At 64.4% G+C, this 23778-nt stretch carries 24 protein-coding genes; 9 read left to right on the top strand and 15 right to left on the bottom strand.

The window, feature by feature from the left end; translation table 11 throughout:
• Positions 1–36: 36 nt before the first annotated feature.
• The 3 genes from BRA1417_RS0121230 to BRA1417_RS0121240 form a co-directional block, all read right to left on the bottom strand.
• Positions 37–1899, bottom strand: coding sequence for an ABC-F family ATP-binding cassette domain-containing protein (locus BRA1417_RS0121230; RefSeq protein WP_027517544.1), 1863 nt, complete (start codon positions 1897–1899; stop codon positions 37–39).
• Between the two features lie 71 nt (positions 1900–1970).
• Entirely contained in the window at positions 1971–2144 is a 174-nt protein-coding gene (locus tag BRA1417_RS44865; protein ID WP_007609361.1) for a hypothetical protein, read from the bottom strand.
• 230 nt (positions 2145–2374) lie between these two features.
• Positions 2375–2635 carry a hypothetical protein gene (locus tag BRA1417_RS0121240; RefSeq protein WP_027517545.1) on the bottom strand — a complete coding sequence of 87 codons (261 nt, stop codon included), beginning with the start codon at positions 2633–2635 and terminating at the stop codon, positions 2375–2377.
• A gap of 335 nt (positions 2636–2970) precedes the next feature.
• Between BRA1417_RS0121240 and BRA1417_RS0121245 the strand changes: the two genes are divergently transcribed.
• The 3 genes from BRA1417_RS0121245 (at position 2971) to BRA1417_RS0121255 (ending at position 5181) form a co-directional block, all read left to right on the top strand.
• The gene (locus BRA1417_RS0121245) at positions 2971–3597 is read left to right on the top strand and encodes a glutathione S-transferase family protein (protein ID WP_027517546.1); all 627 of its coding nucleotides are present in this window, start codon (positions 2971–2973) and stop codon (positions 3595–3597) included.
• Between the two features lie 256 nt (positions 3598–3853).
• Positions 3854–4276 (top strand): nucleoside-diphosphate kinase, encoded by a 423-nt coding sequence (ndk, locus tag BRA1417_RS0121250; RefSeq protein ID WP_007591953.1) that lies wholly within the window; start codon positions 3854–3856, stop codon positions 4274–4276.
• A gap of 44 nt (positions 4277–4320) precedes the next feature.
• Complete coding sequence (locus BRA1417_RS0121255) at positions 4321–5181, top strand: TerC family protein (protein WP_027517547.1); 861 nt, start codon at positions 4321–4323, stop codon at positions 5179–5181.
• Between the two features lie 6 nt (positions 5182–5187).
• Here BRA1417_RS0121255 and BRA1417_RS0121260 read toward each other — a convergent pair whose 3' ends face one another.
• The 5 genes from BRA1417_RS0121260 to BRA1417_RS0121280 form a co-directional block, all read right to left on the bottom strand.
• Complete coding sequence (locus BRA1417_RS0121260) at positions 5188–5499, bottom strand: DUF3240 family protein (protein WP_027517548.1); 312 nt, start codon at positions 5497–5499, stop codon at positions 5188–5190.
• Entirely contained in the window at positions 5499–8567 is a 3069-nt protein-coding gene (locus BRA1417_RS0121265; RefSeq protein WP_027517549.1) for an efflux RND transporter permease subunit, read from the bottom strand. The genes BRA1417_RS0121260 and BRA1417_RS0121265 overlap by 1 nt, the downstream gene beginning before the upstream one ends.
• Entirely contained in the window at positions 8568–9608 is a 1041-nt protein-coding gene (locus tag BRA1417_RS0121270; protein ID WP_371260023.1) for an efflux RND transporter periplasmic adaptor subunit, read from the bottom strand. It lies immediately after the preceding gene.
• Between the two features lie 323 nt (positions 9609–9931).
• Complete coding sequence (locus BRA1417_RS0121275) at positions 9932–10495, bottom strand: cytochrome b/b6 domain-containing protein (protein ID WP_027517551.1); 564 nt, start codon at positions 10493–10495, stop codon at positions 9932–9934.
• A gap of 11 nt (positions 10496–10506) precedes the next feature.
• Positions 10507–10782: a PepSY domain-containing protein gene (locus BRA1417_RS0121280; RefSeq protein ID WP_027517552.1), complete on the bottom strand. Its 276-nt coding sequence runs from the start codon at positions 10780–10782 to the stop codon at positions 10507–10509.
• Positions 10783–11057: 275 nt separating this feature from the next.
• On the opposite strand from BRA1417_RS0121280, the gene BRA1417_RS0121285 reads away from it, so the two are divergent.
• From BRA1417_RS0121285 to BRA1417_RS40645, 3 genes are read left to right on the top strand one after another with little or no spacing between them, the layout of a single operon-like run.
• Entirely contained in the window at positions 11058–11345 is a 288-nt protein-coding gene (locus BRA1417_RS0121285) for a PepSY domain-containing protein (RefSeq protein ID WP_084462268.1), read from the top strand.
• Positions 11345–12010: a response regulator transcription factor gene (locus tag BRA1417_RS0121290; RefSeq protein ID WP_027517554.1), complete on the top strand. Its 666-nt coding sequence runs from the start codon at positions 11345–11347 to the stop codon at positions 12008–12010. The genes BRA1417_RS0121285 and BRA1417_RS0121290 overlap by 1 nt, the downstream gene beginning before the upstream one ends.
• Positions 12007–13464 (top strand): sensor histidine kinase, encoded by a 1458-nt coding sequence (locus BRA1417_RS40645; protein WP_051448359.1) that lies wholly within the window; start codon positions 12007–12009, stop codon positions 13462–13464. Before BRA1417_RS0121290 ends, BRA1417_RS40645 begins: the two co-directional genes overlap by 4 nt.
• On the opposite strand, the gene ppx is transcribed toward BRA1417_RS40645, so the two are convergent.
• From ppx to BRA1417_RS0121315, 4 genes are all read right to left on the bottom strand, one after another.
• On the bottom strand, positions 13433–14935 hold the full coding sequence (ppx, locus tag BRA1417_RS0121300; protein WP_027517555.1) for an exopolyphosphatase: 1503 nt from the start codon (positions 14933–14935) through the stop codon (positions 13433–13435). The genes BRA1417_RS40645 and ppx overlap by 32 nt on opposite strands.
• A 15-nt stretch (positions 14936–14950) precedes the next feature.
• Positions 14951–17143: an RNA degradosome polyphosphate kinase gene (locus tag BRA1417_RS0121305; RefSeq protein ID WP_027517556.1), complete on the bottom strand. Its 2193-nt coding sequence runs from the start codon at positions 17141–17143 to the stop codon at positions 14951–14953.
• Between the two features lie 128 nt (positions 17144–17271).
• Positions 17272–17949, bottom strand: a complete 678-nt coding sequence (locus BRA1417_RS0121310; protein WP_027517557.1) for a DnaA ATPase domain-containing protein — start codon at positions 17947–17949, stop codon at positions 17272–17274.
• 93 nt (positions 17950–18042) lie between these two features.
• Complete coding sequence (locus BRA1417_RS0121315) at positions 18043–18585, bottom strand: CDP-alcohol phosphatidyltransferase family protein (RefSeq protein WP_027517558.1); 543 nt, start codon at positions 18583–18585, stop codon at positions 18043–18045.
• Between the two features lie 155 nt (positions 18586–18740).
• On the opposite strand from BRA1417_RS0121315, the gene purM reads away from it, so the two are divergent.
• Positions 18741–19814 (top strand): phosphoribosylformylglycinamidine cyclo-ligase, encoded by a 1074-nt coding sequence (gene purM, locus BRA1417_RS0121320; protein ID WP_027517559.1) that lies wholly within the window; start codon positions 18741–18743, stop codon positions 19812–19814.
• A 14-nt stretch (positions 19815–19828) separates the two neighbouring features.
• Positions 19829–20482: a phosphoribosylglycinamide formyltransferase gene (purN, locus tag BRA1417_RS0121325; RefSeq protein WP_027517560.1), complete on the top strand. Its 654-nt coding sequence runs from the start codon at positions 19829–19831 to the stop codon at positions 20480–20482.
• 220 nt (positions 20483–20702) lie between these two features.
• Here the strand turns inward: purN and BRA1417_RS46320 are convergent, their stop codons facing one another.
• Positions 20703–20834, bottom strand: coding sequence for a DUF6678 family protein (locus BRA1417_RS46320; RefSeq protein ID WP_371260000.1), 132 nt, complete (start codon positions 20832–20834; stop codon positions 20703–20705).
• 77 nt (positions 20835–20911) lie between these two features.
• Positions 20912–21118, bottom strand: coding sequence for a cold-shock protein (locus BRA1417_RS0121330; RefSeq protein WP_007591938.1), 207 nt, complete (start codon positions 21116–21118; stop codon positions 20912–20914).
• A 379-nt stretch (positions 21119–21497) separates the two neighbouring features.
• On the opposite strand from BRA1417_RS0121330, the gene BRA1417_RS0121335 reads away from it, so the two are divergent.
• Positions 21498–22649 (top strand): autotransporter outer membrane beta-barrel domain-containing protein, encoded by a 1152-nt coding sequence (locus tag BRA1417_RS0121335; protein WP_027517561.1) that lies wholly within the window; start codon positions 21498–21500, stop codon positions 22647–22649.
• Positions 22650–22728: 79 nt separating this feature from the next.
• Here the strand turns inward: BRA1417_RS0121335 and BRA1417_RS0121340 are convergent, their stop codons facing one another.
• Positions 22729–23769: a LysR family transcriptional regulator gene (locus tag BRA1417_RS0121340; protein ID WP_027517562.1), complete on the bottom strand. Its 1041-nt coding sequence runs from the start codon at positions 23767–23769 to the stop codon at positions 22729–22731.
• Positions 23770–23778: the final 9 nt, after the last annotated feature.

The following is a 23778-nucleotide window of genomic DNA, read 5'->3' on the forward strand; positions in this document are numbered from 1 at the left end:
TTTCGCGATTTTAATGTCGGCCCGGTCGTGGAGGCGTCAACCCGCCGCCTCGTCGAACTGCGTGCTCGCCTCGAGCCACTGCTCCTCGGCGCGCGCCAGCGCGTCGGCCGCATTGGCGCGTGCTTTCGATAGTTGCGCGGCCTGCTTGGGGTCGCGGGTGAAGATGTCGGGCAGGGCCAGCGCAGTGTCGATCTTGCTGATGATTGCGCTGACGCGGGCGATCTCGGTTTCGGCTTCCGCGATACGTTTTTTCAGCGAGCCGCGATTGTCCGATCTCGGACGCTGCGGCTTCTCGCTCGCCGCGCTGCGCTCGCGCGGGGCGGGCTCGCCATTGCGCGCGGACAGCACCAGGCGGCGATATTCGTCGAGGTCGCCGTCGTAATTGGTCACGGTGCGGTCGGCGACGATCCAGAGTTGATCGGCGCAGGACTCGATCAGATAGCGGTCGTGCGAAACCATGATGACGGCGCCGGGGAATTCGTTGATGGCTTCGGCGAGCGCGGCGCGGCTGTCGATGTCGAGATGGTTGGTCGGCTCGTCCAGGATGATCATGTTGGGGCCGAAGAAGGTCGCAAGTCCCAGCAGGAGCCGCGCCTTCTCGCCGCCCGACAATTTTCCAACCTTGGTGTCGGCCGCTTTGCCGGAAAAGCCGATCGCGCCGGCGCGGGCGCGTACTTTCGCTTCGGGCGCCTCGCCCATCAGCTTGCGGACGTGGTCGTAGGTCGAGGCATCCTCGTTCAGTTCGTCGAGCTGGTGCTGCGCGAAATAGGCAATCGAGAGCTTGTCGGCGCGGGTCACTTTGCCCGAGAACGGCGCGAGGCGGCCGGCGAGCAGTTTCACAAGGGTCGACTTGCCGTTGCCATTGGAGCCGAGCAGCGCGATGCGGTCGTCATTGTCGACGCGCAAGGTGACCCGGTTCAGCACGGGTGTGTTCGGATCGTAGCCGACCACGACGTTGTCGGCGGCGATGATCGGCGGCGACAGGATTTTCTCCGGCGCGGGAAAGCTGATCTCGCGCACATCCTGGGTGACCAGCGCCGTGATCGGCTTCAGCCGCTCCAGCATTTTCACACGGGACTGCGCCTGGCGGGCTTTCGAGGCTTTGGCTTTGAAGCGGTCGACAAAGGCCTGCAGGCGCGCGCGTTCGGCTTCCTGGCGCTTGACCGCTTTGGCATCGAGCATCTCGCGCATGGCGCGCTGCTCCTCGAAGGAGGAGTAGGTGCCTTTGTAAAGCGTGAGCTTGTTGCGATCCAGATGCAGGATCTGGTCGACCGAGCTTTCCAGCAGGTCGCGGTCGTGGCTGATCACGATCACGGTGCGCGGATAATGCGCGAGGTGATCCTCAAGCCACAGCGTGCCTTCGAGGTCGAGATAGTTGGTGGGCTCGTCGAGCAGCAACAGGTCGGGCGCCGCGAACAGCGTTGCGGCGAGCGCAACCCGCATGCGCCAGCCGCCGGAGAATTCGGCGCAGGGGCGGAGCTGGTCGGTGGCGGAGAAGCCGAGGCCGGAGAGGATGGCGGCGGCGCGGCTCGGTGCCGAATGCGCGTCGATGTCGACCAGCCGGGTCTGGATCTCGGCGATCCGGTGCGGGTCGGTCGCGCTCTCGGCCTCGGTGAGCAGCGCGTCGCGTTCCAGGTCGGCCTTGAGCACGACCGAGATCAGGCTCTCGGGGCCGTTCGGCGCTTCCTGCGCTAGGCTGCCGACGCGCCAACGGGGCGGCAGGGTCACCGTGCCGTGCTCGACGGCGAGCTCGCCGCGGATCACCTTGAACAGGGTCGATTTGCCGGTGCCGTTGCGACCGACCATGCCGACGCGGGATCCGGGCGTGATCTGTACGGAACTCTGGTCAATCAGAAGGCGTCCGGCGAGGCGGATGGAGAGGTCGGTGATGGCAAGCATGCGGCCTTGTCACCGCACCCGCGATCAAACGCAACCCGTTTTTCCGTGTCCACGGGCCAGTGCTCGTCAACTCAGTGCGAATCGCGCTCGCGCTGCTTCAGCTCATTGAGGAGTTGCTCGAGGTGCGTCGGCAGCCTGGCTTCGGGCCGCAGGCTCTGCTGGAGCCGTTCGCCCACCGCATCGCGTATCGAGCGGCTGGTGCGCCGGTCGATTTGCTCGCTGTCATCGGCGAAAAGGCTAACCATCGCGGGGTTCCGTGTTCTCAAAGAAGCGATACGGTACCAAGTCCTTGGCGCCCAAATGGTTTCGCCACTCGCGGCGATTGCGCGGTATTCTAGCAAAAATTGTGTGAAGCCGCGCAATGTCCTCCTGCGAATACAAAGCCCCGGCGCTGGGGGACGCCGGGGCTTCGCTTGGAAGGTACCTTTGGGGGCTCAGGTACCCTTGGCAGGTTCGTGGAAAGGTGCTGTCGGGCTCAGTAGCAGCGGTTGATCATCCGCCAGCGGGGTCCCCAGGGGGTCGGGACCAGCCGGCGCACATAGCAGCCGCCATAGCCGTAGGAGACGACGGGGCCGCGGGCATAAAAGCGCGGTCCACCCCAGCCGTGGCCGTGGTGCCAGCCACCGCCGCCGTGCCAGCCGCCGCCGCCATGCCAATGAGCGGACGCGGAGGTCGGCGCCAGCGCGGCACCAAGCGCGACCGCGGCAACTGCGGCGAGCGAAAGTTTCCTCAACATGGTGATCTCCTCAAAACTGCCGGCGCGGGGCTATCGCGTCGATGGAAAGGCCGCCGAAACGGTCCGCCTCGGGAGGAGGCTTTGGTTTCGATGGACCTGAGGTTATCCGAGCGAGGCTGAACCAAACCCTGACGAGACCTTCAGATTGGGTTCATTTGGGTGAAATCGTCGTAATCCATGTTGGAATTCCAACCCTGAAAGGGGGACCCACCACGCGTCCGCAATGGGCGGGAAGGAGACCACGCTGAAGCTAAGCTTCGCGTCTGCCTTGAGTGCCACGGTCATATAGGGTCCGCTATGGTCGATCCTCAGTCACACCAGGAAAGGGCCTTCGCGTGATCACTGTTTGGGGCGGACAGACCTCGCGATCGATCCGGATCGTATGGGTGCTGGAGGAGATGGGCCTTCCCTACCGCGTGCGGCAGGTGGACATGCTAGCCGCCAAGCAGGACCCCGAATTCCTGGCTGTCAATCCCGCTGACTACATCCCGGCGATCCAGGACGGCGACGTGGTCATGGTCGAGTCGATCGCGATCATGGAGTACCTGATGGCCCGCTACGGGCCGACGCCGCTGGCGCCCGCGCCGCAGGACCCGGCGTTCCCCGCCTACCAGCAATTTCTGCACCTGGGCGAAGCCGGCCTCGCGACCCTGATGATGCCCGTCGTCGTCAGCCGCTTCATCGCGCCCGATGCCGAACGGGAGAACTGGGGCGCGACCTGGTGCCTGCAGTCGTTCCAGAAGCGGCTAAAGCTTGTCAGCCAACGGCTTGCCGACTCGTCCTACCTTGCCGGCGAGGCTTTCACAGCCGCCGACATCTCGGTGACCTACGCCCTGAACCTGGGCCAACGGAACTGCGGGATAACCCTCGGCGACGTCGAACAGGCCTATCTCGCCCGCACCACCGGCCGCGACGCCTACAAGCGTGCCATGGAGCGTTCGCACGAAGGGGTGAACACCTGATTCCCGTCTCGCCGGCGAATCGAGACATGAGAGGTCAGCACTCAACGTCACGGGGTCGAAAGCGGCCCTAAGCCTGACGCCGACCTTCGGACGCCCAGATCGCCGCCATCTACAAGTATCGGTTCAGGTGAACACTCGTCCTTGGCCTGCGGCGAAGCGCCCGCGAGGCGATTTTGGCGGTCGCTTGCCGTATGGCGAACGCGCCGATATAAGCCCGGCAACTCCGAACCACCGTTTTCTCTTCAAGGACAAGATCATGGCCATCGAACGCACCTTCTCGATCATCAAGCCCGACGCCACCGCGCGTAACCTCACCGGTGCGGTTAACGCCGTGATCGAGAAGGCGGGCCTGCGCATCGTCGCGCAGAAGCGCATCCGCATGACCAAGGAACAGGCCGAGACCTTCTATGCGGTCCACAAGGCGCGCCCCTTCTTCGGTGAGCTCGTGGACTTCATGACCTCGGGGCCGGTGGTGGTCCAGGTGCTGGAAGGCGAGGGTGCCGTCTCCAAGTATCGCGACGTGATGGGCGCGACCGATCCGTCCAAGGCGGCTGACGGCACCATCCGCAAGCTCTACGCAAAGTCGATCGGCGAGAACTCCGCGCACGGTTCGGATGCGCCGGAAACCGCCGCGATCGAGATCGCGCAGTTCTTCTCGGGCAACGAGATCGTCGGCTGATCCGTCAGCCGATAAGTTAACGAGACGCGGCGAAAGGACGTAGTGTGAACTGGCTCTGGCAGATCTTCGATCCCGCTACGATCGGGGCATTCTTCACCCAGTTCCGCGTTGAGATGGCCGAACCGACCTTCTGGGTCGCAGTCGGCAAGATCATCTGGATCAACATCCTCTTGTCCGGCGACAATGCGCTGGTGATCGCGCTCGCCTGCCGCGGCCTCAAGCCGCGGCATCGGCTATGGGGCATGATCCTCGGTGCCGGCGCCGCGGTGTTGCTGCGGATCATCTTCACGGGCATCGTCGCGAGCCTGATGGAGCTGCCGTACCTCAAGCTGGTCGGCGGTCTTGCGCTGATCGTGATTGCGGCAAAGCTGCTGGTGCCGGAACAAGAGGACGAGGGCGGCGTCGAGTCGGCTTCGCATCTGTGGCAGGCCGTGCAGATCGTCGTCGTCGCCGACATCGTCATGAGCCTGGACAACGTCATTGCGGTGGCCGCGGCCGCCAATGGCAGCGCGCCCCTGCTGGTGCTCGGCCTCGCTATCAGCGTGCCCTTGATCGTCGCTGGTGCGGCGCTGATCATGGCGCTGCTCGCAAAGCTGCCGGTTCTGGTGTGGGCCGGCGCGGCGCTGCTCGGCTGGATTGCGGGCGAGGTGATCGCGACCGATCCCGGCATCGCGCCGAGGCTGCACACGCTGTTTGACGGTCCGTTCGGCGCGTCGCTGGACAACATGCTCGGCGCCTTGCGCATCCCGCCGCAATTCGCCCATGGCGGCGGAGGCGGCGAATATCTCTGCGCAGCTCTCGGGGTCGTCGTCGTGCTGGCCGTCGGCTCCATCTGGCGCCGGCGCAGCATGACCGCGGCCGCGCTGGAGTCGTCCGAACGCCACGCCAAGGCCTCGGCGGAATAGGTTGCTTCAGTCGATCGCGCCGAACTCCGTCACGGGCGTCGTCCAGTAGACGATCTTGGTCCCGGCGAACGGAACTCGCAGTCGGTCGAGCAAGCGGCCAGCATCGCTCCTCGCTAGGACGATCTGCACGATGGCCTGATCGGCGTTGCCCTTCACGCGTTCGGCCGCCGTGTGCAATCGAACTTCGGCGCCGTGACCGGCCCCGTGCAATGCGGTGAATCCCGAAACCAGGTCGGTCTGCTCGGTAAGATAGTCGAACACCTCGTCACATAGTTGGCGAGACAAGATCAGCGTGAGGCAGACCGGCTGGTCGATCATCAGGTCACCTTCGACGTCCCGCCATAGCGGCGATACAGGATCGGCAAGAGAATCAGAGTGAGCAGGGTGGACGACAGGAGCCCTCCGATCACGACAACCGCGAGCGGTCGCTGGACTTCGGATCCTGGACCGGAGGCAAACAGCAGCGGGATCAAGCCAAAGGCTGTGATGCTCGCGGTCATCAGCACTGGCCGAAGCCTGCGCATTGCGCCTTCGACGACGATCCGATCCTCCCTCAGGCCGCGGGCCCGCAGCTGATTGAAATAAGAGACCAGGACGACACCATTGAGAACGGCGATGCCGAGCAGCGCGATGAAGCCGACAGAGGCTGGTACTGAAAGATATTCGCCGGTCAGAACCAGTGCGAAGACGCCCCCGATCAGGGCAAAGGGAATGTTGACGAGGACCAGCAAGGCCTGTCGTATGGCGCCGAATGTGGTGAAGAGCAGCAGGAAGATCAGACCGATCGCGACCGGCACCACAACGGACAGGCGTGCGGCGGCACGTTGCTGGTTCTCGAATTGCCCGCCCCACGTCAGCCGGTAGCCTTCCGGGAGCGGGAGTTCGGCGGCTTTCTGGCGCGCCGCTTCGACGAAGCCCACCATATCGCGGCCCCGGACGTTGGCGCGAACCACGCTCATCCGCGCGCCGTCTTCCCGGTCGATTTTCACGGGGCCGTCCACGCGTTGAATTCGGGCGACCTGCGACAGCGCCACATGCTGTCCGGAAGCGAGCGTCATTGGAAGGCTCGCCAACAGCGTCGGCGCCTCCCTGGTCGTCTTGCTGCCGCGGATGAGGATCGGCGTGCGCCGTCCCCCCTCGAGCGCGGTCCCGATCGTTCGGCCCTCGATCTGCGTGCGGAGCGAGTTCGCTATGGAGTCCACCGTCAGGCCGAGGCGGCCGGCCTCCATTCGATTTACGGCCACCGTGTAATATTCGGCGCCTTCGTTGAGCGTGGTGTAGACGTCCTCGGCACCCTCTATGCCGGATAGGATGCCCGACAGCTTTGCCGCGATTTCGTTCAATCTGGCGATGTCGGGGCCGAAGACCTTGACCGCGACGTCGCCGCGCACGCCACTGATCATCTCCTGCACGCGCATGTCGATCGGCTGGGTGAAGCTGAGCGAGATACCGGGAAAGCCGTTCAGAACCTCACGAAGCTTCTGCAGCAGGGCCTCGCGACTGTCTGTCTGTCTCTCGGCGGCCGGCTTAAGCACGAGGAACGTGTCGGTCTGGTTGGGGCCCATGGGATCGAGGCCAAGCTCGTCCGACCCGGTCCGTGCGACGATACCGGCGATATCAGGTACGGCAAGAAGTGCGGTCTGGAGCCTTTTATTTATATCCAGCGACTCGTCGAGGTTGGCGGAAGGAAGCGTCTCCACGCTGACGATAATGTCGCCTTCGTCCATCGTCGGCATGAAGGTCTTGCCGAGCTTTGTATAACCGTAGCCCGCAGCGAGCAGGGCGATCAGCGCCGCAGCAATCACCTTGCGCTCGTTGTCCAAAGCCCAGTCCAGCGCCGGTGCATAGATCCGCTGTGCCGCGCGTATCAGCAGGGGATCGCGATGTGACGCGGACTTCAGCAGGTAGGAGGTCGCGACCGGGACCACGGTCAGCGCCAGCAGCAATGAGCCGGCGAGCGCGAAAATGATTGCCAGTGCGACGGGGATGAATAGCTTTCCTTCCAATCCCTGCAGGGTCAGCAGGGGTACGAACACGATCATAATGATGAGGACGCCCGAGGCGACGGGCTCCAGGACTTCGCAAACCGACCGGTACACCAGGTGGATCGTCGGAGTCGCCTTGCTCGGTTCGTGGTTGCCGAGGTTGCCAACGATGTTCTCGACGACGACAACCAGCGCGTCGATCAACATGCCGATCGCAATCGCAAGTCCGCCCAGGCTCATCAGGTTGGCCGACATTCCCACGAGACGCATGACGATGAGCGCCATGAGAATGGCCAGCGGCAGGCTGAGAGCAATCACCAGCGACGCCCGCCAGTTGCCGAGGAAAAGCAGCAGAAGAACGATGACGAGGGCGGTGGCCTCGCCGAGCGCCCTGATCACCGTGCCCACGGCGCGGTTGACCAGCCGGCTGCGATCATAGAACACGTTGATCGAAACGCTCTTCGGCAGCGAGGGCTGCAGTTCGGCAAGTCGGGCACGTACATCTCGGACGAGCTGCCCCGCATTGGCGCCGCGCAAGCCGAGCACCAGCCCCTCGACGGTCTCGCCGTGCCCGTCCGACGTGACTGCGCCATAGCGGGTCAGCGCCCCGACCTGGACGTCCGCGACGTCCTTGACCAGGATGGGCACTCCCTCGCGCGCGTCAACGACTATGGCCTTGATGTCTTCTGTCGACCGGATGCTGCCTTCAACCCGAACCAAGGTGCTGTCCTCGCCCTGGTTCACCCGTCCGGCGCCATCGTTGCGACTGTTGGCTTCGATCGCCCGACGGAACAGGTCATACGAAATGCCGCGGGCGGCAAGCGCATCGTTGCGCGGCACGATCTCGAAGGCGCGAACATAACCGCCGAGCGCATTGACGTCGGCAACACCGGCGACCGTACGTAGGGCGGGACGGATCACCCAATCCAGCAGGCCCCGGCGCTCGGCGAGCGAAAGTTCGGGACTATCGATCGTCAACATGAACATCTCGCCCAGGGGGCTCGTGATCGGCGCAAGGCCGCCGCTCACCCCGTCAGGGAAATCACGCGAGATGCTCGATAGCCGTTCCGACACCTGGTTGCGCGCCCAGTAGATGTCAGTGCCGTCTTCGAAATCGACGGTGATATCGGCCAATGCGTATTTCGTGGTTGAACGAAGGACTTTCTTGTTCGGCAATCCAAGCAGTTCAAGCTCGATTGGGACCGTGATACGCTGCTCGACCTCTTCGGGGGTGAGGCCCGCCGCCTTCATGATGATCTTCACCTGGACCGGCGAGACGTCGGGAAACGCGTCGATCGGCAGGGTGGGCAGGACGACGACGCCGGTGCCGACCAGCAGCACCACACCCAGCATCACGAACAGTCGCTGCGAAAGCGCGAACGCGATCAGTCGCCGGAGCATCTACTGTCCTAGTCCCGAGAGAATGCCGCGAAGCGCCGAGATGCCGCCGATCGCGATCTCGTCTTGATCTGTCACGGGGCCCGACACGACAACATGGTCCTGATCTTCCGCAACCAGCTTGACCGGGACCAACCGAAAACCGCCGTCGAACGCGACAAAGACCGACGTTTGTTCGCCCCGCCGCACCAGCCCGCTATAGGGAATCTCCCAGGCGCTTTCACCGGCGGAGAGAAAGCCGATGCGGGCTGCGGTCGTCCGACCGGGATGCAGCTCTCCGTCGTTAGGCACTTCCGCGCGAACCAGAATGGTTTGGGTAGCAGGGTCGATGGTCTCCGAGACCAGTACGACCTTGCCAGGTGTTGAATAATTCTCAAACTCGACATTCGCACCCGTGCGGATGGCTCGGATATTGGCGGCAGGAACTGCGATTTCGGCCCATAGCGGCGAGAGCCGCGCCAGCTTGACCAGCGGCGTGGATTGTTCGAGCCGCTGTCCTGGCGATACCATGACATCGACCACCGATGCAGGCTGCGGCGCATTGACCGTGAGGGTCCCGCTGATAGCCGCTTCCTGGGCCAGCCGCGAAATTGCCTCATCGGACATCCCGCTCAGATGCAACATCTGCCGCCGCTCGGCGACGACGAGATTAGCCTGACGCGCCTCGGCCTGGCTCGTTTCCAACACGCGTTGCGGGACAGCCTTGCCTTCGAACAGATCGACGTTCCGCTTGAGCTGCTGAGTGGCGAGAAGCTCCTGTGCGATCGCGTGCAGGTAGTCGCGCTGTTGAGAGACGAAGCTTGGGCTTTCGAGGGTGACCAGCGGCTGGCCGGCCGAGATGCGGTCGCCGCGCCCGGCCCAGAGATTGGCGACCATGCCGGACACCGGTGCGCTGACGACCCATAGTTGCGGCGTCGGGATCACGATTTGGACCGGATAGGGCAGCGTCAAGTCGGTCCGGCTCGCGATCGGATGGGTCACGCGCACACCTAGATTCCGCGCCTGCGCATCGCTCAGCTTCACATCGTCCTGCGCCATCGACATGGAAGGTAACAAGCTCAATGCAACGGCGATGAGCGCACGAACGAATGCACCCCCAGAAGAGGTGAGAACGAGAGTTCCGCGACTGACTCGCATGAGGAAGATCCCACACCTGCGGGCGAGAGAAGCGCCAATTGGCTGCAGGTCTCGATTACTCCACCAGCGCGTTGGTGAGTTGATTTGCCTCAAGCGCACCAGCCATCGTGGGAGGCTGCTCGCTGTTCGTGGAGCGTTTCGGCCGTCCTCAGGCAATTCGGTCATGGCCATGGAAGCCAAGCTGCCGTCCGACCTCTCGGAGAGGCGGCAGTAAGGCCAAACAACCTCGCTCATGATGGGCGCTTCCTCCCGGTGATCATCGCTTTCACCAAGCTCTCGCGGTGTTCGAAGCTCGCCAGCAGGACGCCAAACACGTGGACGACGACGAGACCGATCGTGAGGTTGGCCAACGCCTCATGCACCTCCTCCACCCATTTTGCTCCCCAAAAGCTGCCGGTCGTCATCATGTAACCGGTGAGGCAGGTGCCGAGCAGCGTGACGATCAGCGCCACCACCATCGTGCCACCGGCTGGATTGTGGCCGAGATAGCGTGGCGCCCTCAGCAGCGCCACGTCGCGCATGTAGGCGAGCACCGCACACGGGGAACGCACGAAGTCGCGAAAGCGCGCATGGCGCGGCCCCACGAAGCCCCACACGATCCGTAGCGCGAGCAACCCGGCAATAATGTAGCCGGCGGCGATATGGACATTTTCGATCTCGTCACCGGTCGCATAAGCGAGCAGAAACAGCCCGGCCAGCGACCAATGGAAAATGCGCACGAAGGGGTCCCAGACCTTGACCGAGGCCGGCGGCTTCTCGCCGCCGGCCAGGGTCGCGTCGCGAATGGCGCTCATGGTGCTGACCCTTACAGCTGGCCGACGATCTGGCCGCTGGTCGGATCGACGAACAACTCGACCCGGCTGCCGGACTTGTCGATTGTGTAGAGTTCACCACAGGCGTTCTTGAGCTTGGCCTTCTGAACTTTGTAGCCTTGGGCTTCGACCTTGGCCTGCAATTGTTCGAGCGACAGCCAGCTTGTCTGTGGCGCTGCAGTGCAGGGACGCCCGAGGCTGCCAGCGTGAGCGGTCGCGGCGGCTGCGAGCAAGGCGGCGATGGTGGTGAACATGGTGATCTTGCGCATGGTTCTCTCCGGCTTTTGGCGCCCGGCCGCGTTGTTCGGCGAGGCGATGAGCGGACATTGGCAGAAGAGCCCTGACGGCCACCTGTTGGGTCGTGTCAGTGAATTGTCAGCCAAGCGACCAATGAGCGGCAACGCTCCAGGCCCGGAAGGCGGCGGCGACCGGGTCCGCTGCCCCCGCCAGGCCCCTGTTGATCCACGTCAGCGTTTTGTCAGGTCGATTGGGGCATTCTTTGTCCATGCAATCAGCTAGCCTTGTGGGATTCCTCGCAGTGCCATTGCTGGCGGGCGTCGTGCTCGCGTCAGGGCCCGCGGCTGCAGGCGACCACGATAAGGGCGCGCCCGACGCGGTTCGCCGTGCGGTCGAGGCGGGCGAGATCAAGTCACTCGCCGATATCCTCGCATCCGTCCGTGGCAAGCTGCCGGGCGAGGTTGCCGGCGTCGAAATAGAGCGTCAGCGCGGCCGCTGGATCTACGAGCTTCGCATCGTCGGAGACAAGGGCCACCTCTACGAAGCGTATGTGGACGCGCGCAGCGGCGAGATTGAACGCATCAAGGAGAAGTGATGCGCCTGCTGCTCGTGGAGGACGACCGACGGATCGCGGCCGATGTGGAGACGGCGTTGCGCGCGGGCGGCTATGTGGTCGAAACCGTCCGCAACGGCGAGGAAGCCTGGTTTCGCGGTGACACCGAGGACTACGGCGCCGTCGTCCTCGATCTCGGCTTGCCCGGCATGGACGGCCTCGCCGTTCTCAAGCGCTGGCGCGCGAACGGACGGTCCATGCCGGTTCTGATCCTGACGGCGCGCGGCAGCTGGGCCGAGCGCGTCGATGGTATCGACGCGGGCGCCGACGACTACCTGACCAAGCCGTTCCGCATGGAGGAATTGCTGGCGCGGCTGCGGTCGATCGTGCGCCGCTCGGCGGGGCATGCCTCCCCAAAGATTGTCGCCGGCGAGGTGGAACTCGACGAGCGCCAGATGAAGGTGACGCTGCGCGGCGTGCCCGTCGCGTTGTCGCCGTTGGAATACCGCCTGATCGCCTTTCTCTTGCACCACCGAGGCCGCGTCGTGTCGCAGCACGAGCTCGACGAAAACGTCTATGGCCACGGCGAAGACCATGAGTCGAACGCCCTCGAGGTGCTGGTCGGCCGCGTGCGCAAGAAGCTTGGTGCCGATCTGATTGAGACCAGGCGCGGCTTCGGCTATCTGGTACCGGAGAGGACGCCGTGAGCCGGGGCTCGCTGCGGCTGCGACTGATCGCTGGCGGATTCGTAGCTATCCTGGTCGCGCTGACCATTGCCGGCGCCGGGCTGACGCTGCTGTTCGAGCGCCACGTCACGCGCAGCATCGGCGACGACCTCGACGTCTATCTCAAGCAACTCCTCGCGGGTATTGACGTCGATGCGCAGGGCAAGCTGGTGGTGGGCCGGCCGCCGGCCGACCCGCGGTTTGCAGACCCGCTTTCGGGTTTGTACTGGCAGGTATCTGACGACGACGGCCAGGTGCTGCGTTCACGTTCGCTGTGGGACACGGCGTTGGACTTGCCGCAGGATGAGCCGTCGCCTGGCGAATTGCACCGTCACGTCATTCTTGGCCCCGCGAACGCGCGGCTCCTGGTCAGTGAACGTCGCGTGCTGCTCACCGTGAGCGACCGCCGTGCGCCGGTGCGCGTCGCAGTGGCGGGCGATCTCGCCCGCGCGTTGGCCGCCGCCGCGCAATTCGCCAGGGATCTGGTGCTGGCGCTCGGCCTACTGAGCCTCGTGCTGGCAGTGGCCACCTCGATCCAGGTCGGACTGGGCTTGCGCCCGCTCGACGCGCTTCGCCGCGGTGTCGCGGACGTCCGCTCCGGCCAGCGCAAGCATCTCCCCGTCGACGTCCCTGCCGAAGTGAAGCCTCTGGTGGAAGAGGTCAACAGCCTGATCGATGCCCAGGAGCGCGAGATCGAGCGTTCGCGCAGCCGCGCCGCTGACTTGGCGCACGGATTGAAAACGCCGCTTGCAGCGCTCGCGGCCGATGTCGCGCTTTTGCGTCGGCGAGGTGAGCAGGACGTCGCCCAGGCAATCGAATCCGTCGGCGATGCGATGAGCCGTCACGTCGATCGCGAGCTGGCACGTGCGCGGGCGCGGGGGACGGCACGACAGCGCGGCCATATTTCCACGCCCCTCAGACCGCTCGTCGAGTCCCTGATGCTGACCCTGGCGCGCACACCAACTGCGCAGCGGCTTGAGTTCAGGACCTGCATAAAGGGCGAGCCGAGCGTGCCGCTCGATCGCACTGATCTGGCCGAGGTGCTGGGCAATCTCCTTGAAAATGCCGCCCGTCACGCCAAGAGCCAAGTGCGCATCGGCGCGGATGCCACCGCGAATCCGGCGATCACGGTCGAGGACGACGGCCCGGGCATCGCGTCCGCCGAACGCGCCCGCGTGCTCGAACGCGGTGCAAGGCTGGACGAGCGCGGCGAGGGTGCCGGCCTTGGCCTCGCCATCGTTCAGGACGTGCTCAGTGCCTATCGTTGGCAGCTTGTTCTCACCGACTCCGAGCTCGGCGGACTGAAGGCCATCGTCGCGCCGGAGGGCAGCCGCGATCGAATGGCTGCTCCTGGTCAAAAATCCGGATCGCCCGCACAGTCGCCTTGCGCGCCGCTTCTGTTTGTCACCGCCGGACAATCGAGCCGGCGCGGTTGATCAGCCGGGCGAGCGCGCGGAAGCGGCTGCCGACGCGATCCGCGACGAGATCGCCGAGGCGGTGCTCGAACACCAGCAACAGCTTGCGGCCCACGCTGCGGAAATGCGTTGCGGGCAAGACGCCCGGACGCGCCGCCGAGATCAGATGCGCGACGCGGAAGGCCGCGCCCAGCAGGCGGGCGCGCTCGAGCTGCGCCGGCGTCAGCAGCTCCTGCATGGCCACCGGCGGCTGGTTCTCCTCGCTGAGGCCCGCATAGCGATAGAACACGGACAGGCCGACGAAGGCGCGCTCGGTGTGGGTGATTGCGCCGAAATTGCCGTTGACGACGAGGCTCAGCGTCTGCTCGCCGCGATGGTCGGGATGCACGCGCCAGCCGATGTCGGACAGCAGGCACGCGGCGTGGCGCAAACGGCGGTCCTCCTCGGTCTCGCGCAGCTTCACCACGCGCGCGAGGCGGTCGGTCCAGGCGATCAGCTCGCGCGCGTGCTTTGCCGAACGTGACAGCAGCTGGTTCAGCTCCTCGGCCGCGCAGATCAGTCCGTCCTTGTTGCGTTCGGACTCCGGCAGCTTCTCGTGCAGCAGGCCCTCGCGCACGCCGAAGGTCGAGAACACGATGGTCTTCGGCTTCGCCACCCGGATGATGTGCTCGAGCACCAGTGCGGCATAGGTGAGGAGCGGGCGGCGGGCATCGGCGACGATCTCGATGTCGGCAAGCATGTTGGCGGCCGCAAGCCGGCGGAGGCGACGCGAAAAATCGAGCGCCTCGGCCGCCGAAATCGAATAGCCGTGCATCACCTGGAGCGGATAGCCGCTCTGGATGATGTGAATGCGCGCAAGCGCGCGCCAGGTGCCGCCGACGGCGTAGAAGCTGCGGCCGCTCCCGGCCTTGAGCTGCGGTACCCCGTCGAGCGCTTCGCGCACGATGCGGTCGGCGCGCTTCAGGGATTTATGCGCGAGGTCCTGAAGCGCCAGCCCGCCGAGCGGCAGCGTCACGCCGCTGCGCACGGTGTTTTTGCGCACGTCGATCAGTTCGAGCGAGCCGCCGCCGAGGTCGCCGACGATGCCGTCGGGTTGGTGGATGCCGGAGATCACGCCGAGCGCTGACAGCCGCGCCTCGCGCGGGCCTGACAGGATCTCGATCTTCACCGCGCAGATGCGCTCGGCTTTCGCGATGAAGTCGGCGCCGTTGGAGGCGTCGCGGCAGGCGGCGGTCGCAATCGCAAACACCCGTCCGACCTGCATCACCCGGCACAGCGCACGGAAGCGCTTGAGCGAGGTCAGCGCCTTGTCGACGGCGTCGGGTGCAAGCAGTCCCGTGCTCTGCACCTCGCGCCCGAGCCCGCACAGCGTCTTCTCGTTGAAGATCGGAATCAGGCTCCGCGTCAGTCCCTCGTAGACGACGAGACGGACCGAGTTGGAGCCGATGTCGATGACGGCGACGCTCGAGCCGCGCTTGCGCGGCCGCTTCACGTCGACGATCCCGGATCAGGATTGATGACGTTCATTACGGCGCGTGAGACGGCGCGGCGAGGATTCCTTGAGCGACTTACCACGGCCAGACAGACTCGGATTTGTCATGAAGTAGTTGTGGACGTTGAAAGGCTCCTCGCCCTTCGCGGTCTTCATACGCGTTGAGGACCCGTCCGGCAACAATTGCCAGCTCTGTTCATTGTCCTTGAGATTCGCGACCATGATCTGTTCGAGAACCTGCTGATGCACCGTGGGATTTTGCAGCGGACACAGCACCTCGACGCGGCGGTCGAGGTTGCGCGGCATCATGTCGGCCGAGGAGATATACACAGCCGCTTTCGCGCTCGGCAGGCCCTGGCCCATGCCGAAACAGTAGATTCGGCCGTGTTCGAGGAATCGTCCGATGATCGACTTGACGCGAATGTTCTCCGACAGTCCGGGAATGCCGGGTCGCAGGCAGCAGATACCGCGCACCACCAGTTCGACCTGTACGCCGGCCTGTGAGGCCTCGTAGAGCGCGTCGATGATGTCGGGGTCGACCAGCGCGTTCATTTTCATCCAGATCGCACCAGGTCGGCCGTGCCGCGCATGCGCGGTCTCGCCCTGGATGTGCTCGATGATGCGCTTGCGCAAGGTCAGCGGCGAGACCGCCATCTTTTCCAGATCGCTCGGCGCGGCGTAGCCGGTGATGAAGTTGAACACGCGCGCGGCGTCGCGGCCGATGGTCGGCTCCGAGGTGAAGTAGGAGAGGTCGGTGTAGATGCGCGCGGTCACCGGGTGGTAATTGCCGGTGCCGGTGTGGACGTAGGTCGTGAGGCTGCCGCCCTCGCGGCGCACCACCATCGAGAGTTTCGCGTGCGTCTTCAGTTCGAGGAAGCCGTAGACGACCTGCACGCCGGCGCGTTCGAGGTCGCGCGCCCAGCGGATGTTGGCCTCCTCGTCGAAGCGGGCCTTCAGCTCGATCAGCGCGGTGACGGATTTGCCGGCTTCGGCGGCTTCCACGAGCGCACGCACGATCGGCGAGTTGCTGGAGGTGCGGTAGAGCGTCTGCTTGATGGCGACGACGTCGGGGTCGCGCGTGGCCTGCTGGAGAAACTGCACCACGACGTCGAAGGATTCGTAGGGGTGATGGACGACGAGGTCCTTCTGTCGGATCGCAGCGAAGATGTCGCCGCCTTGCTCGCGCACGCGCTCGGGATGGCGCGGCACATAAGGGGTGAATTCCAGGTCGGGCCGGTCGAGGCGGGTGAGCTGCGAGAGCTCGTTCATGGCGAGCACGCCGTCGACCAGAAACACCTCGTCGTCGGCGGTCGACAGCGCGTGCTGCACGAAGCTGCGCAGCTGTTCCGGCATCTTGGCGTCGAGCTCGAGTCGGATCACGGAGCCGCGGCGACGGCGCTTCAGCGCGGTCTCGAACAGGCGGACGAGATCCTCGGCCTCTTCCTCGATTTCGAGTTCGGAGTCGCGGAGGACGCGGAATGCGCCCTGGCCGTGCAGATTGTAGCCGGGGAACAGCCGGTTGATGAACAGGGCGGTGGCCTGCTCCAGCGAGATCAGCCGGACGACCTTGCCCTCGGCCGGCAGACGGATGAAGCGGTCGATCTTGCCGGGCATGCGGATCAGCGCGTTCATCTGCTTGCCGTCGGCGGCGCGCGTGAGCTGGAGCGCAATGGTGAAGCCGAGGCTCGGAATGAACGGGAAGGGGTGGGCCGGGTCGATCGCGAGCGGAGTCAGCAGCGGGAACACGTTGCTGAGGAAGTAGTCCTCGATCCAGGTTCGTTCCGCCTTGGTCACTTCCTTGCCCTCGACCAGCACGATGCCCTCGTCGGCGAGCGTGCCGCGCAGGTCGCGCCAGATTGCCTGCTGGTCGGACGCAAGCTGCGAAACGGTCCGGTTGATGAGCGCGAGCTGCTCGGACGGGGTCAGACCGTCGGGGCTGCGCTCGGCAATGCCCTCGCGCACCTGGGCCTTGATGCCGGCGACGCGGACCATGAAGAACTCGTCGAGGTTATTCGCTGAAATCGACAGGAATCGCACCCGCTCCAGCATGGGGTGGCTGGGATTGACCGATTCCTCCAGGACGCGGCGGTTGAAGTGCAGCCAGGAGAGCTCGCGATTGATGAACCGCTCGGGGCTCGATGCGATCGCCGGCGGGCCTTCGGCTTCCGGGGCTTTTTCTTTAACTTCAACAGCTTGCGCAGAGTCCATCAGAAGTCGATCCATCCAGTTCGCCCCAATTTGCGACTTACGCGCAAAACCCGCGGGAGCATGTGTTAGAGCGATGACGTTTCGATGACATTGATGTTCCGCCGTCCGGCCGCGTCAAGCCGCCTTGGTCAGACATCCCGGAGCAGCTCGGCCGCCAGGGCCCTTGTGACGGGGCGGCCGAGGCGCAGGGCCTCGCTGTCCAGCAGGTCCACAGCCCGTCGGGCGGCGGCCGAGGACCGCTCCAGGCGAGTGGCGAGGTAGCTGACTACGCTCTCGTCCACCGCGAGCTGGCGGTCGGCGCAGAATTTGACGATCAGGCCTCGGAAGAGCTGATCGTCAGGCGGCAGCAGCGAGATAACGGGGACGGCGCGGAGCCGCGAGCGCAGGTCGGCAAGCTCGATCCCGAGAGAAGCGGGCGCCTCGCGTCCGGTGAAGAGGACGTAGGCGCCGTCCTCGCGGGCCAGATTCATCAGATGGAACAGGGCGCGCTCGTCGAATTCCCTGGGCTTGGGGTCCTCGACCACCAGCGCGCCGGTGGCGAGCGCAGCCGGGACGGCTTCGGCGGTCAGCCCATTGGCCGTGGTCGAGCGGGCGCCTGAAGCCTCGGCCCAGATCGCGGCGAGATGGCTCTTGCCGCTTCCTTCCGGGCCGGCCAGCCACATGATCCGGTTCGGCCATTCCGGCCAGGCGTCGACCAGCGCAAGACCGGCGGCATTGACGGGGCCTTCGAGGAAATTGTCCCGGCTCAGGCTCTCCGCATGCGGAAGCGAAAACGCCAATTGTCGGGGATGAACGCGGCCTGGCACGCTTGCTTTGCTCCGTGCCGGCGTGCCGGCTTCGTTTGACGAGATGCGACTTCATCGAGCGGGAGTTGGCCTTTTACGGGGCCGCTTCCCAACTCACTTGGCCTCGATCGTGCTCATGTGCCGCAACCACTCAACGAGATAGAGCGACACGGAGGAGAGCGTGAAGATCGTGACGAGGCCCATCAGGATTATATCATAAGGACCGGCTTTGAAGCCGAAGGCGAGGGCGGCCAGCACCAGCGCCGCGAACGCCACCTGGGCCACAGTGTTGAGCTTGGATACCTTCGAGGGCTTCATCTCCACAGGGCGGTCGAACAGCCACGATATGATCACGGCGGCGACGATCATGATGTCGCGCGAGACCACCAGGATGACGATCCAGCGCGGAATCGCGCCCCAGATGCCCAAGGCCATGTAGATCGAGACCAGCAGCGCCTTGTCGGCGAGCGGGTCGAGCAAGGCGCCGAGCTCGCTCGTCATATTGAAGCGCTTGGCAAGGAAGCCGTCGACCGCGTCGCTGATCCCGGCGATCAGGAAGACGGCGAACGCCACCTCCATTTGGCTCGACACGATGGCCCAGACGATGATCGGGACCAGCATGATGCGGCCCAAAGTAATGATGTTCGGTATACTCACACGGCGCTTCCCGGCACCCGGCCTGACCTCGAATTCGGCCCTTTGGAGGCTGAACCGGTTGATATCTCTACATAGTATACGGAGGCGCGCCATGCGAGCCATTGCGCGTCCCCGGAATTCGACGTAACCAGCCGCAAACCCACTGGAAATCGGGCATGACCGACCGCAAAAACGGCCTCACTTACGCCGATTCAGGCGTCGATATCGACGCGGGCAACCGCCTGGTCGACCTGATCAAGCCGATGGTGCGCGCAACCGCGCGGGCCGGCGCCGACGCCGAAATCGGCGGATTCGGTGGCCTGTTCGACCTCAAGGCGGCCGGTTTCAAGGATCCCATCCTGGTGGCCGCGACCGATGGCGTTGGCACCAAGGTCAAAATTGCGATCGAGACCGGCCTGCATGGCGGGATCGGCATCGATCTCGTCGCCATGAGTGTCAACGACCTCGTGGTGCAGGGCGCCGAGCCGCTGTTCTTCCTGGACTATTTTGCATGCGGCAAGCTCGATCCGGAGGCGACCGCATCGATCGTCGCCGGTGTCGCCGAAGGCTGCCGCGAATCCGGCTGCGCCCTGATCGGCGGCGAGACGGCCGAGATGCCCGGCCTCTACAAGGACGGCGACTACGACCTCGGCGGCTTCGCGGTCGGCGCCGCGGAGCGGGGCACGCTCTTGCCGCGCAAGGACATCGCCGTCGGCGATGCTGTGATCGGGCTCGCCTCATCGGGTGTGCACTCCAACGGTTTCTCGCTGGTGCGGAAGATCGTGGAACAATCCGGCCTCGGCTTCGGGGCGCAGGCGCCGTTTGCGCCGGTCATGACGCTCGGCGGCGCGCTGCTGACGCCGACGCGGCTCTATGTCAAATCCTGCCTGCGTGCGATCCGCGAGACCGGCGCGGTGAAGGGGCTTGCCCACATCACCGGTGGTGGCTTCACCGACAACATTCCGCGCGTGCTGCCGAACCATCTCGGTGTCGGTATCGATCTGGCGCGCCTGCCGGTGCTGCCGGTGTTCAAATGGCTGGCAGCCCAAGCCGGCATCGCCGAGCTCGAAATGCTGCGGACCTTCAATTGCGGGATCGGCATGATCGCGATCGTCGAGCCGGACAAGGTCGAAGAGGTCGTGGAGATCTTTGCCGATGCCGGTGAGACCGTCGCACAGCTCGGTACTGTGATCCCGGCTGAAGGCGAGCATCGCGTCGTCTATAACGGCCATCTCGACCTGGCGCTGTAATGACCGGCGCTGTGATGAAACGCCGCGTCGCCATCCTGATTTCCGGACGCGGCTCCAACATGGCTGCGCTGATCAAAGGCGCGGCCGCGCCGGATTTTCCGGCGGAGATTTCGCTCGTCATCTCGAACAAGGCCGATGCGCTGGGGCTGGAAATGGCCAAAGCGAGCGGCGTGAACACGCTGGTGATCGAAAGCAAGCCGTTCGGCAAGGACCGCGCCGGCTTCGAGAAGGTGCTGCAAGCAGCGCTCGATCAGCACGGCATCGAGCTGATTTGCCTCGGCGGCTTCATGCGCCTGTTTACGGCCGAATTCACCAAGGCCTGGTACGGGCGGATGCTCAACATCCATCCCTCGCTGCTGCCGTCGTTCCCCGGTCTCGACCCCCACGGCCAAGCCTTGCGCGCCGGCGTCAAGCTGTCCGGCGCGACGGTGCACTTCGTGATCGCCGAGACCGACGCCGGCCCAATCGTGATGCAGGGCGCGGTTCCCGTCAGCGACCACGACACGGCGGACACGCTGTCGGAGCGTATCCTCGAAGTCGAGCACCGCATCTATCCAGCAGCACTGAGCCTGCTCGCCACCGGCAAGATCCGGATCGAGGGCGATGTGTGCAAGACAGCGGGCAGCGCGGCGTCGGAGAATTTTTTGATTGCGCCGGTGGTGAGCTGAGCCGATCCGGCTTACTCGACATAATTTGCCGCCTCGCCATTGCGGACATATCCGTAGATGCAAAACCCCTCAGTCGTTTCCCTTCCGGCAAACCGGATGCGTTTTAGGATTGCGCGGACGCGCTCGCGCTGAGGCGCGGTCTCAACGGATAGTTCTGCCCATTCGATTCAATCCCATCCGCCGCTTGTCCAGTGATAGTACCATTCGCCATCCCACTGGCTCAGGCTCCCGTTTTTAGGTTCCTGCAACGAAATTGAGGTCGTTCGGACGGGGCAAGATCGAGCACGGCTTCGCGCAGTTCGCGCCATTTGGTGTCATTGGCGACCGAGTAAAAACCGGACTGTTGAGCCATGCACTCGCCCCGAAACAAAAAACCCCCGGCAGAGCCGGGGGCAACGTCATGATCTCTTTCGCGGACCGCGAGAGAAGTCAGGAGACCTTGAGGTTCTCCGCGGATGCTTTGCCGCGGTTCTCCACGAGGTCGTATTCAACCACCTGGTTTTCATTGAGGGTGGAGAGTCCGGCGCGTTCGACGGCGGAGATGTGGACGAAGACGTCCTTGTCACTGCCGTTCGGCTTGATGAACCCATAGCCCTTGGTCGGGTTGAACCATTTGACGGTGCCCTTTTGCGGCATCCTCAGTCTCCTCCGCTAGATACAAAAACGACGCGGCCGCTTTTCGCGTGCCACGCCACAAACGGGCTTCCGGTAGTCTGTTCGAGTCTTGAGTCTCAATGTCGCGAAACGCACAGTCGAGCGGCCAATTCCGATTGTGTCCGATATTGCAACATGAAAATCGCCGGTTAGCAAGCCGCGCGCGAATTTCAAGTCCGGGCCGGGTGTCGTCATCTGCAATTTACGACCTGTGGCCGGGGAACCACAATCGAGGGCAATCGCCTCGGCGATGAGGTGCGGACCGGTTGACCCTCGCGGGTAGTTCAGCCCAAATCGCCGCATGCAGTGTGGCCCGTGTTGCATTTTTGCGCGCCTCCATTTTGCTTTGGGATTCATCGTCATGCGCTGCACATTGCAGCTTTCCGGGACACGACAGGCGATCGGGCTGAACCGCGTCCGCCGGATAGCGATTGCGGTAGCGTTTGCGCTCGTCGGGGCGATGGCGGCGCCGACGCCCGGCTTCGCGCAAAGCCCGACGCCCATACCGACGCCGACGCCGACGCCCACGCCGTCTCCGACCCCGATCCCGACGCCGACCAGTTACGAACAATCGGCCGGCAACGGCGCGCTCAATCTCGGGTCGAATTTCCTGGAGCGGCTCGGAAACCAGGCATCTGGCGGCATCAACCGGGCGTTCCGGGCCAATCCCAGCGGCGGCGGCGCATCGGCGGGCGCGGAAGATCCGCGCTACCGCACCTGGTTCGAGGGCTACGGCATCTCGGTCCGGACCGATGCGCAAGGAGACTTTGTCGGCGACAAGCGCAAGACATTTGGCGGTGTCGCAGGTTTCGGCGCGCGGCTCGCGCCGGGTGTCAATCTCGGCTTCTCCGTCGACCAGAGCCACACCGACATCGACGTGCCGCTCGCACTTCAGTCCGCGACGCTGGACCTGACCCAACTCGGCTTCAGCGGCTCCGTCGACAAGGGCCCATGGACCTGGGCCTTCGCCCTGGTGCACGGCTTCGGCAAGGTCCGCTCCAGCCGGGATACTGGTCTGGGACTTGCGACCGCGGGTTATCGCGCCGCAGTCGACGGCGCGCTGACTGAGATCAGCTATTACTGGACCAAGGACCAGATGCGCATCGTGCCCAAGGGTGCACTGGAATATGTCCGCGCCACCAGCGTCGCGTTCCAGGAGGTTGGCGGCCTCGATCCACTCAATGTCGGCTCGACGGCGCTCTCCCGCGCGCGGGTCATGATCGGAGCCGAGATCGGGCGCTACTTCATCTTCGACCAGAAGATCCTGGACCTGTCCGCCTACGGCAAGTTCGTCGACAATTTCCATCAGAACCTGGGATCGGTGCAGGTCAGCCTCGGGACCCAGAGCATCGTCGTGCCCGGCATCGGCGAGAGCCGCTACGGCGCGGATGCCGGCGCCTCGGCCTCGCTCAGCCTGACCAACACGGCGCGGCTCTACGTCAACTACGACGGCAAGTTCCGCAACGAGCTGACGTCGCACCAGGGCACGGTCGGCTTCGAATATCGGTGGTGAGGCGAAGCCTGCCCGCGTCCGCCCAGAGCAGGACCCGGAAAACTGCGAAGCGGTTTTCCGAAAAGATCATGTTCAAGCTTTAAGTCGGCATTGCCGCGACATATCCCGTCAATCCAAAGCCCTCGCGCGCGGCCGTCATCATCGGCGCTAGCGCGTTCGGATGGATGAACTCGTCGCGGAAACAGGGATGGATCTTGGGATCGAAGATTTTCTTTAGCCAATCGACCACGATCTTGTGGCGCTCGGAGGCGCGGAACTCCTTGTGATAGGTGAGCCAGAGATCGGCGTGGTGGCTGACGCCGAGATCGACGGCAACGAGCGGGGCACCGAGCGCGATCGAGACTGTCGGCAGGAACCCGATGCCGGCGCCGCGCTCCACCGCATAGAGCACGCCGACCGAGGAATTGGTCTTGATCCCGACGATGCCCTCGAGGGACTTAAGCCCGAGCACGCGGGCGTAGGCGCCGTCGTCGACCTGCGGGGCGCTCTGCTTGATGATGCGGTGGTTCTTCAGCTCGGCTAAGGTCGCGGGCACGCCGTAGAGGTTTTCGTACTCCTTGGAGACGAAGGGATAGATATGCAGCCTGCCGAGCTTGGCGACGATCAGATCGGGATTGGTCGGTGGCTCGAGCTGGATCGCGATATCGGATTCGAGCCGCGCGACGTCGGCCTGTTCCATCGCGCAGCGCAGGTCGACGGTGATCTTGCGATAGGTCTTCTGGAAGTCGATCAGTCGCGGCAGGATCCAGAAATTGCCGGGGCCTTCCGTCACCGCGACGCGCACGGTGCCTGACATGTCGTTCGACGATCGCGAGGCACGCCGGAACACGTTGAAGGCATGACGCTCCATATGCGCGACGTCGGCGATCATCGCGCTGCCTTCGTCGCTGAGCGTGAGCCCGCTCTGGTCGCGCAGGAACAGCTTGCAGTCGATGCTCTCTTCGAGCCGGTCGATCCTGCGCATCAGGGTGGTGGAGGTGAGCCCGAGCTCCTCGGCGGCGTTGCGGAAACTTTTATATTTTGCGCAAGCTAAAAACAGTTTCAAATCGTCCCAGGACATATCCAGGGCTTCTTCACGGTGCTGCATCATCGCAGCACCCCGGTGCAATAACTGCTGCATACGCCTGAT

The sequence above is a fragment of the Bradyrhizobium sp. WSM1417 genome, assembly GCF_000515415.1.
Classification (GTDB): domain Bacteria; phylum Pseudomonadota; class Alphaproteobacteria; order Rhizobiales; family Xanthobacteraceae; genus Bradyrhizobium.